Genomic DNA, 14,346 nt, shown 5'->3' with positions numbered 1-14,346 from the left:
CGCTCCGGCCTCCCGGTGTGGAGGCCGGAGCGGCCCGTTCCGCCGTTGGGCAGCGCACCCGGTCCATCCGGGACCACCTTGCGCCTGGTCTTCCAGTCGGCGCTGAACCGGCCCACGACACTACATCTGGTGGGTGGCACGGCGAGCGGCCACCAGATGTATGCTCGACCTCGCTGTCGACGCAGGGGAATCCGGTGCGAATCCGGAACTGTCCCGCAACGGTGTGCTGCGGCGTGCTTTGTCGCGCCCAGGAGTCCGAACACCTGCCGACGGCGCGTCCGGTTCGACCGATCCGGGCGCCGAGACGTCCGGGCCTCGCGGATGGGCCGGTGGACGCCGTGCTCCGCGCTGCCCTGGAAAGGGCCGTACGGCTGTGCGCGCCCCCGTATTCCTCGCGACAGGCCCGGAGCCGAGCGAGGGAGAGCACCACGTGACCATCGCGCCAGCCGAACCGGCTTCAGCCGCCACCCGGACCGGGACCTCCGGGCCGGCGGACGGCCCCGGGACGACGGACGGCCCCGGGACCGCTTTGCTGCGGACCTTGACGGAGCTGACCGCCGATCTGCCCGACACCGATCCCGGCAGAGTCGCCGCCGCCGCGCTCCGCGGCCGTAACGCCTCGTCGGACGAGGCCGAGCTGCGCCGGCTCGCCACCGAGGCGGCGGCAGGGCTGATCTCCGAGGACCCGGCGTACTCCCGGCTCGCCGCCCGGCTGCTCACCCGCGCCATCGCCGACGAGGCCGCGGGCCAGGGCGCGGTGTCGTTCTCGGCGTCGGTCGCGACCGGCCACCGCGAGGGCCTGATCGCCGACCGTACGGCCGCGTTCGTCACGCGCCACGCCGGCCGCCTCGACCGGCTGATCGATCCGGCCGCCGACGACCGCTTCGGCTACTTCGGGCTCCGTACGCTCCACAGCCGCTATCTGCTCCGCCATCCGCTGACCCGTCAGGTGATCGAGACTCCGCAGCACTTCCTGCTGCGCGTGGCCTCCGGCCTCGCCGATGACGAGAGCGTGCGCGCGCTGGAGGAGGTCGCCGCGCTGTACCGGCTGATGAGCCGGCTGGAGTATCTGCCGTCCTCGCCGACGCTCTTCAACTCCGGTACGCGCCACCCGCAGATGTCCTCCTGCTATCTGCTGGACTCGCCGCGCGACGAGCTTGACTCCATCTACGACCGCTACCACCAGGTGGCCAGGCTCTCCAAGCACGCGGGCGGAATCGGCCTCTCGTACTCCCGTATCCGCTCGCGCGGTTCACTGATCCGCGGCACCAACGGGCATTCCAACGGCATCGTCCCGTTCCTGCGCACGCTCGACTCCTCGGTGGCGGCGGTCAACCAGGGCGGCCGGCGCAAGGGCGCGGCCTGTGTCTATCTGGAGACCTGGCACGCGGATCTGGAGGAGTTCCTCGAACTGCGCGACAACACCGGTGAGGACGCCCGGCGTACGCACAATCTGAATCTCGCGCACTGGATCCCGGACGAGTTCATGCGCCGCGTCGAGGCGGACGGCGAGTGGTCGCTCTTCTCGCCCGTCGACGTTCCGGAACTGGTCGATCTCTGGGGCGACGAGTTCGACGCGGCGTACCGGGCCGCGGAGGCGGCGGGCCTGGCCCGCAGAAGCCTCCCGGCGCGGGAGCTGTACGGCAGGATGATGCGTACGCTCGCCCAGACCGGCAACGGCTGGATGACCTTCAAGGACGCCTCGAACCGTACGGCCAACCAGACCGCCGAGCCCGGCGCGGTCGTCCACTCCTCCAATCTCTGTACGGAGATCCTGGAGGTGACCGACGACGGCGAGACGGCGGTGTGCAATCTGGGCTCGGTCAATCTGGCGGCGTTCGTGCGGGAGCCGGGCGGGACCGGCGGCGGGACCGGCGGTGAGTCCGGCGGTGAGTCCCACAGCGGGATCGGCGCCGGGATCGATGCCGGGATCGACTGGGAGCGGCTCGACGAGACCGTCCGTACGGCCGTGACCTTCCTCGACCGGGTGGTGGACATCAACTACTACCCGACCGGGCAGGCCGCGAACTCGAACGCGAAATGGCGTCCGGTGGGCCTGGGCGTGATGGGCCTCCAGGATGTCTTCTTCGCGATGCGGCTGCCCTTCGACTCGCCCGAGGCCGCCGCGCTCTCCACCAGGATCGCCGAGCGCATCATGCTCGCCGCGTACGAGGCGTCCTGCGACCTCGCCGAGCGCAACGGCCCGCTGCCCGCCTGGTCCCGTACGCGCGCGGCCCGTGGCGTACTGCACCCGGACCACTACGGCGTCGAGCCGGCCTGGCCGGAGCGCTGGGCCGCACTGCGTGCCCGTATCGCCTCGACCGGGATGCGGAACTCCCTGCTCCTGGCGATCGCGCCGACGGCGACCATCGCCTCGATCGCCGGAGTGTACGAGTGCATCGAGCCGCAGGTCTCCAATCTCTTCAAGCGCGAGACGCTCTCCGGTGAGTTCCTCCAGGTCAATTCGTATCTGGTGGCGGATCTGAAGCGGCTGGGCGTCTGGGACGCGCGCTCGCGCGAGGCGCTGCGCGAGTCCAACGGCTCGGTGGCGGGCTTCGGCTGGATCCCGGCGGAGGTCCGCGATCTGTACCGCACGGCGTGGGAGATCCCGCAGCGCGGACTGATCGACATGGCGGCGGCGCGTACGCCGTACCTGGACCAGAGCCAGTCGCTGAACCTGTTCCTGGAGACGCCGACCATCGGCAAGCTGAGCTCGATGTACGCGTACGCCTGGAAGAAGGGCCTCAAGACGACGTACTACCTGCGCTCGCGCCCGGCGACGAGGATCGCGCGGGCGGCGGGCCACGCTCCCGTCCCCGTACCTGTACAGGCGCCACCGCCGGACGCCGTCGCCTGCTCCCTGGAGAATCCCGAGTCCTGCGAGGCGTGCCAGTGATGACTGCCCGGACGAAGAACCTCCTGGACCCGGGCTTCGAGCTGACGCTCAGGCCCATGCGCTACCCGGACTTCTACGAGCGCTACCGCGACGCGATCAAGAACACCTGGACGGTGGAGGAGGTCGATCTGCACTCCGATGTCGCCGATCTCGCCAAGCTCTCGCCCGCCGAGCGGCACATGATCGGCCGGCTGGTCGCGTTCTTCGCGACGGGCGACTCGATCGTGGCGAACAATCTGGTGCTGACGCTCTACCGGCACATCAACTCGCCCGAGGCCCGGCTCTATCTCTCGCGCCAGCTCTTCGAGGAGGCCGTGCACGTCCAGTTCTATCTGACGCTGCTCGACACCTATCTCCCCGATCCGGCCGACCGCGCGGCGGCCTTCGCGGCGGTGGAGAACATCCCGTCGATCCGTGAGAAGGCGCAGTTCTGCTTCCGCTGGATGGACTCGGTCGAGACGGTCGACCGGCTGGAGTCCCGCTCCGACCGCCGGCGCTTCCTGCTCAATCTGATCTGCTTCGCGGCCTGTATCGAGGGACTGTTCTTCTACGGCGCGTTCGCCTACGTCTACTGGTTCCGCTCCCGCGGCCTGCTGCACGGTCTGGCCACCGGCACCAACTGGGTGTTCCGCGACGAGACGATGCATATGAACTTCGCCTTCGAGGTCGTGGACACGGTCCGCAAGGAGGAGCCGGAGCTGTTCGACGACGACCTCCAGCGGCAGGTCACGGACATGCTGAAGGAGGCCGTGGAGGCGGAGCTGCAATTCGGCCGCGACCTGTGCGGTGAGGGACTGCCGGGCATGAACACCGAGTCGATGCGCGAGTACCTGCGATGCGTCGCCGACCAGCGCCTCCAACGCCTGGGCTTCGCACCGGTGTACGGCGCGCAGAACCCGTTCTCCTTCATGGAACTCCAGGGCGTCCAGGAGCTGACCAACTTCTTCGAACGCCGCCCGTCGGCGTACCAGGTCGCGGTGGAGGGCACGGTCGGCTTCGACGACGACTTCTGACCGCGTCACGCTCGGCCCGGCGGTCCGCCTCGCCCCGGACACAGGCGTCCAGCAGCACGAAGCGGAGGCGCGGCCCCCAACGGTCCCCCGCCCCCCGTACCGCACAATCGGTGCATGGATTTCACGATCAGAGAGGCCGGGCCCGGGGAGTACGAGCGGCTCGGCGAGATCACCGCGCAGGCGTATCTCGGGGACGGTCTGCTGGACTTCGGCGAGAGCGACCCGTATCTGACCACGCTGCGCGACGTGGCCCGCCGAGCGGCCGAGGCGGTGGTCCTGGCCGCCGCGGACGCCGACGGGACGGTGCTGGGCGGGGTCACCTACGTACCGGCCGGCGGGCCGTGGGCGGACATCGCGCGGGACGGCGAGGCCGAGTTCCGGATGCTGGCGGTCGACTCCGCGGCCCGCGGCCGAGGAGTGGGCGAGGCGCTCGTCCGCGCCTGCGTGACACGCGCCCAGCACACGGACGCCCGCGCACGGATCGTCCTGTCGACCCAGCCGGCCATGCACCAGGCCCACCGGATCTACGAACGCCTGGGCTTCGCCAGAACCCCCGAGCGCGACTGGTACCCGTACCCGGGGCTCCCCCTGATCACCTACACACTGGACCTCGACACCGCCACCCCCAAGACGGACTGACCACAACGCCCGGCCTGCGAATGAGCCGGATGTGCCACGAGGTCGTGGCCTTCGTGAGGACGAGTTGGCCCGTCTGTCGAGGCTGCACCGCGTCGCTACCCGCGCGTAGCGCCCGAGCGGGTGTGGAGGGTGCGGGCGACCTTGGGGCCCAGCCAGCGCTTCAGTTTGCGCAAGGGTTCCAGTTGTTCGGCCGCTCTGTCGATGCGGTAGTAGAGCTGGGGCGGGATGTGCGGGAGCAGGGGTGAGTGGCGCTGGCCCAGGAGGGCGAACATATGGGCCGGGGCCAGGTTGATGTAGCGGGGGAGGTTCTCGTACCACTGGGCGCTGTAGCGGGCCGCGCTCTGGACGGGGAGGAGGGCGGACTTGCGTTCGCGTTCGTAGCGGGCGAGGGCGGGACGGAGGTCCGTGTGGGCGCGCAGGGCGTCGGCGAGGGCGATGGCGTCCTCCAGCGCGAGGGTGGTGCCCGCGCCGATCGAGTAGTGCGTGGTGTGCGCGGCGTCGCCGAGCAGGACCAGATTGCCCCGGTACCAGGTCCGGTTGGTGAGCGTACGGAAGTTGAGCCACTGCGCGGCCCCGTCGGTGTGCGACCGGCCGATCAGCCGGTGCCCGTCCAGCGGTCCGGCGAAGAGCCGCTCCAGCAGGGCCAGGCCCTCGGCCTCGCTCGCCCGGTGGAGGCCGAGCCCCTGCCAGGTGGCCGGTGAGCACTCGACGATGCAGGTGCTGTGCTCCGCGCTGAACCCGTAGCCGTAGCACCAGATCCAGCCGTGCTCGGTCTCCACGAAGGCGAAGGTGAAGGAGTCGAAGACCTTGGTGGTGCCGAGCCAGATGTACATGTTCCGGCCGGCCGAGGACTCGGTGCCGAAGTGGTCGGCGTGGCGCTCGCGCAGCCCGCTGCCCACGCCGTCGCAGGCGACGACCAGATCGGCCTCGGGCGGCTCGGCGGCGCCGTCGACCGTGTGCTCGAACTCCAGCCGCACACCGAGCGATCCGGCCCGGTCGGCGAGGAGGTCGAGCAGTCCGCGGCGGCCGATGCCGAAGCCCTCGTCGCCGTGGTGCACGGTCGTACGGTCCCGGACATGCGCGGTCCCGTCGCTCCAGCGGACCGAACTCTCGCTGATGGCGCGCGCGGACTCGGGATCACCGCGGCGGAGCTTCTCGATGAGGCCACCCCAGTAGGTCACGCCCCAGCCGTATGTCGACCCGGCGGGGTTCCGCTCGTAGACGGTGATGTCATGGGACGGGTCCTGCCGCTTCATCAGGATCGAGAAGTACAGGCCGGCGGGCCCGCCCCCGACGCAGGCGACCTTCACACGCACTCCCTCAGTGACGCAAAGTGATGGATTCGCGACGAAGGGTAGCAGTCGAGGTGTGCGGTCGAGTACGTTCGCCGCCCGGCTCCGCGATCCGCTCCCGCTCGGCCCGGCGCAGCTGGCGGTCGATCGCGCGGTCCTTGAGGTACCAGACCACGGACGGCAGGGCGAGCAGAACAAAGAGGGTGATAAGGGCGAGAACCATGAGGAAGATGTCCATGTCCTCACTCTCGCCGTTCCGTCCGAGGAGGAGCAGTGGCAGGACTGTCATCAACCATCGAATTGCTGCCACACTGGATCCATGCTGAACAATGTGGCAGCGGTTCTGCTCGACGGTGTGCACCCCTTCGAACTCGGCGTCGTCTGCGAGGTCTTCGGCCTCGACCGCAGCGACGAGGGCCTGCCCGTCCATGACTTCGCCGTGGTCTCGGCGGAAGGGCCCGTGCTGCGGACCCACGCCGGGTTCACGCTCGGCGGTATGCACGGCCTCGACCGGCTGGAGGAGGCCGATCTGATCGCCGTACCCGCCGGTGACTCCTACGTCAGCCGCACGTATCCACCGGAGCTGCTCGCGGCTCTGCGCCGCGCCGTGGACCGAGGCTCGCGGGTGCTGAGCGTCTGCTCCGGTGTCTTCGTGCTCGCCGCCGCCGGGCTGCTGGACGGCCGCCGGTGCGCGGCCCACTGGCGGCACGCGACGGAGCTGGCCCGTACGTATCCGCGGGCGGTCGTCGAGCCGGATGTGCTGTACGTGGACGAGGGCCCGGTCATCACCTCGGCGGGCACGGCCGCCGGGATCGACGCCTGCCTCCATCTCGTACGGGAGGAGCACGGGCCCGAGGTCGCCAACGCGATCGCCCGCCGCATGGTGGTGCCGCCGCACCGGGACGGCGGGCAGGCCCAGTTCGTCAAGCGCCCGCTGCCCAGGACCCCCTGTGACACGGTCGGCGAGGTCCTCGGGTGGATGGAGCGCCATCTCGACCGTGAGATGACCGTCGAGCAGTTGGCCGCGCGGGCCCATATGTCACCGCGCACCTTCGCCCGCCGCTTCCAGCAGGAGACGGGAACGACTCCGTACCGCTGGCTGCTGCGCCAGCGGGTGCTGCTGGCACAGGAGTTGCTGGAGGCGACGGACGAGACGGTGGACAGCGTGGCGGGACGGTCCGGCTTCGGGAACGCGGCGGGACTGCGCCATCACTTCCTGCGGACGCTCGGGACGACGCCGAACGCGTACCGGCGTACGTTCCGGGGCCCCACGCACGCCGCGTGACGCACGCCGCGTGAGGCCCCGTACCGCTCATGCCCGGACTGCCGGGCTGCCCTCAGATGCCGCAGCTCGGCGCCGACCAGAAGCGGCTCGGCCGGTGGTCGACATGGGCGTGGTCGTTGTGGTCCGGGTAGCCCGGGCCGAGGATCCCGTTGAAGCCGTGGTTGCGGGCGTTCTGGGCCAGGGTGCACAGGGAGTGCGGTCCCGAGCCGAGGTCGGCGGCGTCACCGTAGAGATGGCGGCTGCTCGACGCTCCGCCGACCGAGCTGTTGCAGGCCTGTGAGCGGAAGCCGCTGGTGACCCGGATGGGCTGGTCGCCGAGCGCGTGCCGGAGCGCCTCCAGCTTCCACATCGTGCGCAGGGCGTTCGACTTGGCGGTGGCCGCGTCCACCGCGCCGCCCGCCCAGGTGGTGTTGCAGGTGTTCAGCTCGGCGTAGCTGAAGTGGATCGGCGTGCAGTCGTCGTCCTGGAGGGAGTAGATCTTGCTGAAGGTGGCAGGGCCCGCGACTCCGTCGGCCGCCAGCCCGTACGCCGACTGGAAGCGCGTGACGGCCGCGGCGGTCGCCGGTCCGAACTCACCGTCGATGGCGAGCACGCCACCGCTGCCCGGGTAGCCGGCGACGCGGATCTGGAGCTGGGTGACATCAGCGCCGGAGGTTCCCTGGGAGAGGGTGCGCGACCAGGTGTAACAGCCGTCGGCGTGCGCCGTACCGGCCGTGACGAGCGAACCGGCCCAGGCGAAAGACATGGCCATGACAAAGCTGAGCAGAAGTCTCGCCGTACGTCGGAGCATTGGGTCTCCTCGTGAGAGCGGTGGTCGGGCTGTGATGTACGGAGAGACTGGCGCACGAGTCGACGCGCGTCAACCGGGCTTCCGCAGAACGCGATCGGAGCGGTCGGCGCCCGGCTCATGGGCATCAGACCCGAACTGAGCGCCGCCGTCACGATGTTCCGTACGAAGCCCGGCACCGCGCGCCGGGCTCGCCGGCACCCCGGCGCGCTCGCCGGGGAAGAGGACGAAGGCAGAAGACGAAAGGCAGGGGGCGAAGGGCAGGGCGCCTCAGTCGTTCGGCACGATCTCGTAGCGCGGCGTGTTCTCCGCCATCTGCCGCAGCGCGTCCTTGCGGTCGCGCTTCGAGAGCCGGTCGATGTACAGGCGCCCGTAGAGATGGTCCGTCTCGTGCTGGAGGCAGCGCGCGAAATAGCCCGTGCCGCGCACCTTGATCGGCTTGCCCTGGGCATCCTGGCCGCGCACCACCGCGTAGTCGGGGCGCGCGAGCGACGCGTACGCCGTCGGCACGGACAGGCAGCCCTCGTTGGAGTCGTCCAGATGCCGCTCCTCCGGCGGCAGTTCCTCCAGCACCGGGTTGCAGACGGCGCCGACATGCCGTACGCCGTCGTCGTCCGGGCAGTCGTAGATGAAGACCTTGAGGTCCACCCCGATCTGATTCGCGGCGAGGCCCACGCCCTCGGCCGTGCGCTGGCTCGCGAACATGTCGTCGATCAGCGCGGCGAGCGAGTCGTCGAACTCCGTGACGTCCTGGCACTCCCGGTGCAGCACGGGATTGCCCACGACGGTGATCGGACGGGACGTACCGCGCTCGCGGTGCGCCAGCTCACGCGCCTCGGCGTCCTCCGTGTCCACGACGAACCCGTCCTCCTGCTCCGCCACGGAGGCCCCACTGTCGATCCGCTGGTCCGTCTCCTGCTGCGCCATGTCCGCAGTACGCCTTCCTCGGTGCCCGATGCTGCCCGCACGATCCGCGCGCTGTGCGCGATGTGCCCGTACAGCCTAAGGGCACCTTTCCCCGGACATCGGCGCTCTGTGGACATCCGCCGTCCAAGAGCATCCAAGCCTGTGGACATCCGCGCACCCGCCCACGACGCCGTATCATGCCCGGCCGTATCGCGCCCGGCGCTCCCGGACCGGCTCCCACCAGACTCAGCAGACCTCTTCGAGGTCGCGCCACTCACGCGTGTCCGGGCTGTCGGCGACCCAGCCGTCGAGCAGTCCGCGCACCAGTCCCGGCGGCGCCGCGATCCCGCACTCGCGCTCCGGCGCCCACAGCTCGCCCGCCGTACGGTGGCCCAGCGGTCCCGGATGGCCCGGCTCGCTGTGGTCGTGCGGATCGAGGTGTTCGCCGTCGCCCTCGGCGCTCGGCATCCGGCTCTCCGAACAGGCCCGGCAGAGCAGCCGTACCGAGGACGACCAGTCCTCGGCGGCGAATCCGGCGTCGGCGGCCAGCCGCTCCAGGGCGTCCCTGTCGTCCTCGGTCGCCGCCTCCAGCAGCACCACCCAGGTCGGCACGGGCGAGGGCGCCCACAGCTCGATCTCGTCGAAGACCGGGTACGCGCGGGTGGCGCCGTCCGGGCCCGCGGCCGTCGTGCGCTCGCCGTTCGGTACGCCGTCGTGCAGCACGACCTCGCCCCAGCGACGGCCCGACGAGGGCAGCGGGATCGACAGCACCTCGATCCTGGCCGGGTCGAGCCTGCGGCCCCAGACGACCTCGGCCTCGCCCTCGGGCGAGAGCCGGACGGCCGCGCTGCCGAGCTCCATGCCCTCCGGCTCGCCGTTGGCCTCGACGCTGTGCGGATTGCCGGGCACCTTCAGCCCGTACGCCTGCCAGGCCCGGCGGGCCAGCGGCCAGTCCTGGAGCGCGGTGGCGGCGATCCCGACGTTCCACCAGTCGGGCGCGCCGGTCTCCTTGTCCAGCAGGGCGACGGCGCGCAGCCCGGCGGCGCGCGCCTGCTCCCAGTCGTGCCGGAACTTGTGCAGCAGCGCCAGATTGAACCAGGACTCCGAGAGCCAGGGCTCCAGGTCCGCCGCGCGCGTGAGCAGCGCGCCCGCGTCCTCGTACCGGCCGTCACCGATCAGCGTGAACGCGCGGTCGGTGGCCTGCCGCCACGAGGCGGAGGGCCGATGCCGTACCTTCCCGAAGATCCTCACGATTCCCGCCTGCCGGTCGCTCGGGTCAGTGCCCCCGGACACCTTCTTCTTCGACACCCTCTTCTTCTCTTCGCATCCAACCATGCCCGGTCGGACGCCCGCTCATTACCCATGGGTTACCCGGCCCCACCTGCGGCCGGGCCGCCCCTGGACAGCACACGCGCCAGGGATTCCACCACCTCGGGCTGGTAGTCGTACGCCGTCCCGAGCCGCAGCCGCTCCAGCGCGCTGAGCGGACCGCTCGCACTGGCACATTCCCCGGCCAGGTCGTCGTACGCATTGACGGCGCGGACAATCCGGGCGGGCAGCGGCTGTTCCCGGTACGGATCGGCCTGCCGCTCCACCACCACGGCGACGGCGGCGGGCACTCCGGTCTGACGGACCACCGCGCCGCCGAGCAGGGCGATGCGCCGCTGCTCGGCCACCGGCAGCAGGGCGGTGGCGCCCTCGGGCACGGGATCGACGAGGGAGAGCTGTCCGATGTCGTGCATGAGGGCCGCGTACTCCAGAACGGTCAGTTCGGATCCGGAGAGTCCCAGCTCACGGCCGACGGCGCGGCTCAGCTCGGCGACTCTGCGGGCATGTCCATGAGGCGTGTATCCGGCGATCTCGGTGGCCCGCGCGAGGGAGGCGATCGTCTGCCGGTAGGTCGTCCGTACGGAGGCGTACCGCCGGAAGGAGAGCTGGGTCAGCAGCAGCGGCACACAGAACACCGGCAGCGCCCAGAGTCCCGCGACGCCGACACCGAGCGCGATGACCGCTCCGGTGGCGCACACGGCGGAGCCGATGTGGAGCAGTGCGCGCAACTCGTCGCGGAGCAGAGGGCCGAAGGGATGGCGGGTACGGGCGCGCACCATCAGGGCGGCCAGTACGGCGTCGCAGAGCGCGGTGAGACCGAGCAGCAGAAGCAGCAGCAGCGCGTAGGCGGGACCGGGACCGAACCATTCCCGCAGCTCACCGGCCGCGTAGAGCGGCTGGAAGCAGACCGCGGCGAAGCCCACGGTCAGGACTCGTCTGGCCAAGTGACCGAGTCCAGGGCCGCATCCACGGGCGACATGCGGTACGGCGCCGGTGAGGCCCGCCGCGACGACCACGCCGACGGTCTGGAGCACACCGTGGGTGACCGGCCGTCCGGCGTTCTCACCGAGCAGGGCGTACGCGAGGGCTCCGGCGGCGCCCAGCGGTGCGGGCTCCCGCTCACCGGGCAGCGCGCCCCAGCGGGCCAGCTCTCCGACGGCGATGAGTACGCCGAAGGCGAGGGCGATCCTGGGCTCGGCGAGGCCGTACCAGAGCGCCCGGCCGAGCGCGGCGGCGGTGAGCAGACCGGCGGCGCCGTAGAGCCCGACGAGAGTGAGGGAGACGGTGTGTCCGGCGCCGGGCATCGCGCGCAGAGCGGCGGTCGTGGTCATCTGCGGCCCCGGTGGGAGGTGGGCGCGGTCGCGGAGGGCGCAGAGGGTGCGGAGGGCGTACGGCTGGAAGGGACGTTTCCGCGTGGCTCGGCGGAGGCATCGGGAGCCCGCCCGGCTGCCGAGCCCGTGCCGCCCTGCGTGGGCACCGCGCCCGGTGGAGGCGGTGGCAGCACGTCCTCCTCGTCCGCCGTGACCGCCGTCCGCCAGCCGTGCCGGTCCAGCGCCTTCGCCAGCGCCCGTACCATCTCCGGATCGAACTGCGTACCCGCGCACCGCTCCAGCTCCGCCAGCGCCATGGGCACCGGCCGGCCGCGCCGGTACGACCGCGTCGAGGTCATCGCGTCGAAGGCGTCCGCCACGGCCACCACCCGGGCGAACTCGGGAATCTGCTGCCCGGCCAGACCGTACGGATAGCCCGTGCCGTCGAGCCGCTCATGGTGGTGGAGGATCGCCGTCCGCGCCTCGCCGAGGAAGCCGATGCCGCGCACCATCTCATGCCCGTACTCGGGATGCAGTTCGATCACCCGGCGCTCCTCCGGTGTCAGCGGACCGTCCTTGCGCAGCACGCGCGTCGGGACGCCGAGCTTGCCGACGTCGTGCAGGATCCCGGCGAACCGGAGCATCTCGATCCGGTCCGGCTCCATACCCAGCTCATGGGCGATCAGTACGGAGGCATGCCCGACGCGTTCGCTGTGCCCGCGTGTGTAGGTGTCCTTGATGTCGACCGCCTGGACGAGGGCCCTGATGGTGGCCTGGTGGGCGGCGCGCTCGCGGTGGTACTGGGCGAAGACCCAGCACGAGATGTACATCGGCAGCAGGACGAAGAGCGCGGAGAGCGGCCCGTACGGGCTGCGCCACAGGACCGCCATCATCAGCCCGGCGAGCCCGTGGGCGGCGTGCGGAGCGAGCGAGCGCAGGAACAGACCGCGCCATGCCGTACGCGGCGGAAGCCGCTCGGCGGTGGCGAGGATGCCGCCGTCCAGCACGGCCAGCACGAGGCAGAAGGCGAGAGTCGCCACCGCAGCGGGCAGCAGGACATACGGGAAGTCGGGCCGCGTCAGTCCGTATCCGCCGCCGCCGAGCGCGACGGGACCGCCGAAGAGCATCTGGGCGCGGGCAGCCGCCCAGGTGGCGAGGGAGAGCTGTGCGGCCCGCCAGATCCGCCGGGCGCCTCGGGGACGCCGCTCGATCCGTCCGCACAGCGCGCCGGGCACCGCGACCAGCGCGGCGGCGGAGGGCGGCAGCAGAAAGGCCGCGGCGAGCAGGACAGGGAAGAAGGAACCGGCCGCGACGGGCAGGGCGCCGTTCGGCGAGCGTCCCAGAAAGCGGCAGCGCGCGGGCAGCTCGCAGACGACATAGAGCAGCGCGAGCATGGCGAACGCCGGCCAGGGAGTCTCGGAGCGCGGAGCGGGACGGACACACGCGACGGCGCAGAGCACGGTGCCCAGAATGTACGCGCGCGCCGCACCCGGTATGGCCCTCACGCGTTCTCGCCCCTCCTCGTCCCGGCCCGAACAGACGGTCAGGCTAGCGAGCGGGGCGGCCAAGGGCGGCCGGAGAGCGGCGATTAGCACCTTTGGGTGACAACAGCCGCCATAAGGGCGACATCACACCGATCTTGTGCTCTATGTGCACACACCAGTTCGTTCCATGCGCACAGACGAATCCGTGCGCACAGAGCAGTGCATGGGAGCTGCGTATGGGGCTATGTGGGCCTGTCGAAGCGCCTGTGACGACTCGGCGACGTACTCGGCGTGCGGGGCTTACTCGGCGGCGGCGCCCGGCAGATCCGCGCCCGTACGTGTGGGCACTTCATGCTCCGGTACGGCCTGTCCCGACCTGATCAGATCGATCCGTCCCATGACCTTGGCCCGCAGATCGCTCGGTACGTCGTCCTGTCCGCAGCACCGTTTGACCAGCTTCTTCACGGCCTGCTCAAGGCCGTACTTCTCCAGGCACGGTGAGCACTCCTCGAAGTGCACCTCGAACTTGGTGCAGTCGCTGTCCGGCATCTCGCGGTCGAGGAACTCGTAGAGGTGGTCGAGAACCTCGGCGCAATCCGTCTCATGCGGCTCTCCGCAGCTCATGAGTCCGAACCTTTCCGATCGTCCGACGACTCCCCGACACCCGCCGGGACAAGCCCGCGGTCACGGGCGTAATCCTCCAGCATGCCGCGCAGCTGACGGCGGCCACGGTGCAGTCGTGACATGACCGTACCAATGGGTGTTCCCATGATGTCCGCGATCTCCTTGTAGGCAAAGCCCTCGACATCCGCGAGATACACCGCGATGCGGAACTCCTCGGGAATCGCCTGGAGCGCGGCCTTCACATCGGAGTCCGGAAGGTGGTCGAGCGCCTGCGACTCGGCCGACCGCAGTCCGGTCGACATATGGGACTCGGCGCGCGCGAGCTGCCAGTCCTCGATCTCCTCGGCGGCACTGCGCTGGGGCTCGCGCTGCTTCTTGCGGTACGAGTTGATGAAGGTGTTGGTGAGGATGCGGTACATCCACGCCTTGAGGTTGGTCCCCTCACGGAACTGGTGGAACGAGGCGTACGCCTTGGCGTAGGTCTCCTGTACGAGGTCCTCGGCATCGGCCGGATTACGCGTCATGCGCAGCGCGGCCGAGTACATCTGGTCCAGGAAGCCCAGGGCATCCCGCTCGAAACGGGCATTGCGCTCGGCACCGGTCTCACGGATGTCGCCGTCGTCGGTCCCTGTGTCGGTCCCAGTGACCGGACCCACCTCCTCCAACGCTGTGGTGGGGCCGAATGCGGACCCACTCGAATCGGAGAATAGTCGACCTTGCTGCGGCGGGGCCTGCCGGTCCGCTCCGCCCGCCGTACGGACGGGAGCGGGCTTGGCCGCCG

At 70.6% G+C, this 14,346-nt stretch carries 13 protein-coding genes and 1 riboswitch; of the genes, 4 read left to right on the top strand and 9 right to left on the bottom strand.

Annotation, left to right across the window (positions count from 1 at the left end; genetic code table 11):
* Positions 1-143 precede the first annotated feature (143 nt).
* A riboswitch (cobalamin riboswitch) is annotated at positions 144-286 on the top strand.
* 144 nt (positions 287-430) lie between these two features.
* The 3 genes from GA0115259_RS07745 to GA0115259_RS07735 all read left to right on the top strand — a co-directional run bounded on the left by GA0115259_RS07745 (position 431) and on the right by GA0115259_RS07735 (position 4,548).
* Positions 431-2,896: a ribonucleoside-diphosphate reductase subunit alpha gene (locus GA0115259_RS07745; protein WP_093592816.1), complete on the top strand. Its 2,466-nt coding sequence runs from the start codon at positions 431-433 to the stop codon at positions 2,894-2,896.
* A complete protein-coding gene (locus tag GA0115259_RS07740; RefSeq protein ID WP_176732472.1) occupies positions 2,896-3,909 on the top strand; it encodes a ribonucleotide-diphosphate reductase subunit beta in 1,014 nt (337 codons plus the stop codon). Before GA0115259_RS07745 ends, GA0115259_RS07740 begins: the two co-directional genes overlap by 1 nt.
* A gap of 114 nt (positions 3,910-4,023) precedes the next feature.
* A complete protein-coding gene (locus tag GA0115259_RS07735) occupies positions 4,024-4,548 on the top strand; it encodes a GNAT family N-acetyltransferase (RefSeq protein WP_093592810.1) in 525 nt (174 codons plus the stop codon).
* A gap of 95 nt (positions 4,549-4,643) precedes the next feature.
* On the opposite strand, the gene GA0115259_RS07730 is transcribed toward GA0115259_RS07735, so the two are convergent.
* Positions 4,644-5,858 carry an FAD-dependent monooxygenase gene (locus GA0115259_RS07730; RefSeq protein ID WP_176732471.1) on the bottom strand — a complete coding sequence of 405 codons (1,215 nt, stop codon included), beginning with the start codon at positions 5,856-5,858 and terminating at the stop codon, positions 4,644-4,646.
* A 10-nt stretch (positions 5,859-5,868) separates the two neighbouring features.
* Complete coding sequence (locus GA0115259_RS07725) at positions 5,869-6,078, bottom strand: hypothetical protein (protein ID WP_141716481.1); 210 nt, start codon at positions 6,076-6,078, stop codon at positions 5,869-5,871.
* 81 nt (positions 6,079-6,159) lie between these two features.
* Here GA0115259_RS07725 and GA0115259_RS07720 point away from each other — a divergent pair, with 81 nt between their 5' ends.
* Positions 6,160-7,125, top strand: coding sequence for a helix-turn-helix domain-containing protein (locus tag GA0115259_RS07720; RefSeq protein WP_093592801.1), 966 nt, complete (start codon positions 6,160-6,162; stop codon positions 7,123-7,125).
* A 52-nt stretch (positions 7,126-7,177) separates the two neighbouring features.
* On the opposite strand, the gene GA0115259_RS07715 is transcribed toward GA0115259_RS07720, so the two are convergent.
* The 7 genes from GA0115259_RS07715 to GA0115259_RS07685 all read right to left on the bottom strand — a co-directional run bounded on the left by GA0115259_RS07715 (position 7,178) and on the right by GA0115259_RS07685 (position 14,221).
* A complete protein-coding gene (locus GA0115259_RS07715; protein WP_093592798.1) occupies positions 7,178-7,915 on the bottom strand; it encodes a D-Ala-D-Ala carboxypeptidase family metallohydrolase in 738 nt (245 codons plus the stop codon).
* Between the two features lie 267 nt (positions 7,916-8,182).
* Positions 8,183-8,839 (bottom strand): peptide deformylase, encoded by a 657-nt coding sequence (gene def / locus GA0115259_RS07710; protein ID WP_093592795.1) that lies wholly within the window; start codon positions 8,837-8,839, stop codon positions 8,183-8,185.
* Between the two features lie 225 nt (positions 8,840-9,064).
* Positions 9,065-10,069, bottom strand: coding sequence for a tetratricopeptide repeat protein (locus tag GA0115259_RS07705; protein ID WP_046499352.1), 1,005 nt, complete (start codon positions 10,067-10,069; stop codon positions 9,065-9,067).
* A gap of 116 nt (positions 10,070-10,185) precedes the next feature.
* A complete protein-coding gene (locus GA0115259_RS07700) occupies positions 10,186-11,451 on the bottom strand; it encodes an HD-GYP domain-containing protein (protein WP_093592822.1) in 1,266 nt (421 codons plus the stop codon).
* A 23-nt stretch (positions 11,452-11,474) separates the two neighbouring features.
* Entirely contained in the window at positions 11,475-12,962 is a 1,488-nt protein-coding gene (locus tag GA0115259_RS07695; protein ID WP_093592792.1) for an HD-GYP domain-containing protein, read from the bottom strand.
* A 279-nt stretch (positions 12,963-13,241) separates the two neighbouring features.
* Positions 13,242-13,565 (bottom strand): mycothiol system anti-sigma-R factor, encoded by a 324-nt coding sequence (rsrA, locus tag GA0115259_RS07690; protein ID WP_093592789.1) that lies wholly within the window; start codon positions 13,563-13,565, stop codon positions 13,242-13,244.
* Positions 13,562-14,221, bottom strand: coding sequence for a sigma-70 family RNA polymerase sigma factor (locus GA0115259_RS07685; RefSeq protein ID WP_066955368.1), 660 nt, complete (start codon positions 14,219-14,221; stop codon positions 13,562-13,564). Before GA0115259_RS07685 ends, rsrA begins: the two co-directional genes overlap by 4 nt.
* Positions 14,222-14,346 lie beyond the last annotated feature (125 nt).

This window comes from Streptomyces sp. MnatMP-M17 (genome assembly GCF_900091995.1).
GTDB lineage: Bacteria > Actinomycetota > Actinomycetes > Streptomycetales > Streptomycetaceae > Streptomyces.
The sequence above is the reverse complement of the archived record's forward strand: the minus strand, read 5'-3'. Positions and strand labels throughout refer to the sequence as shown.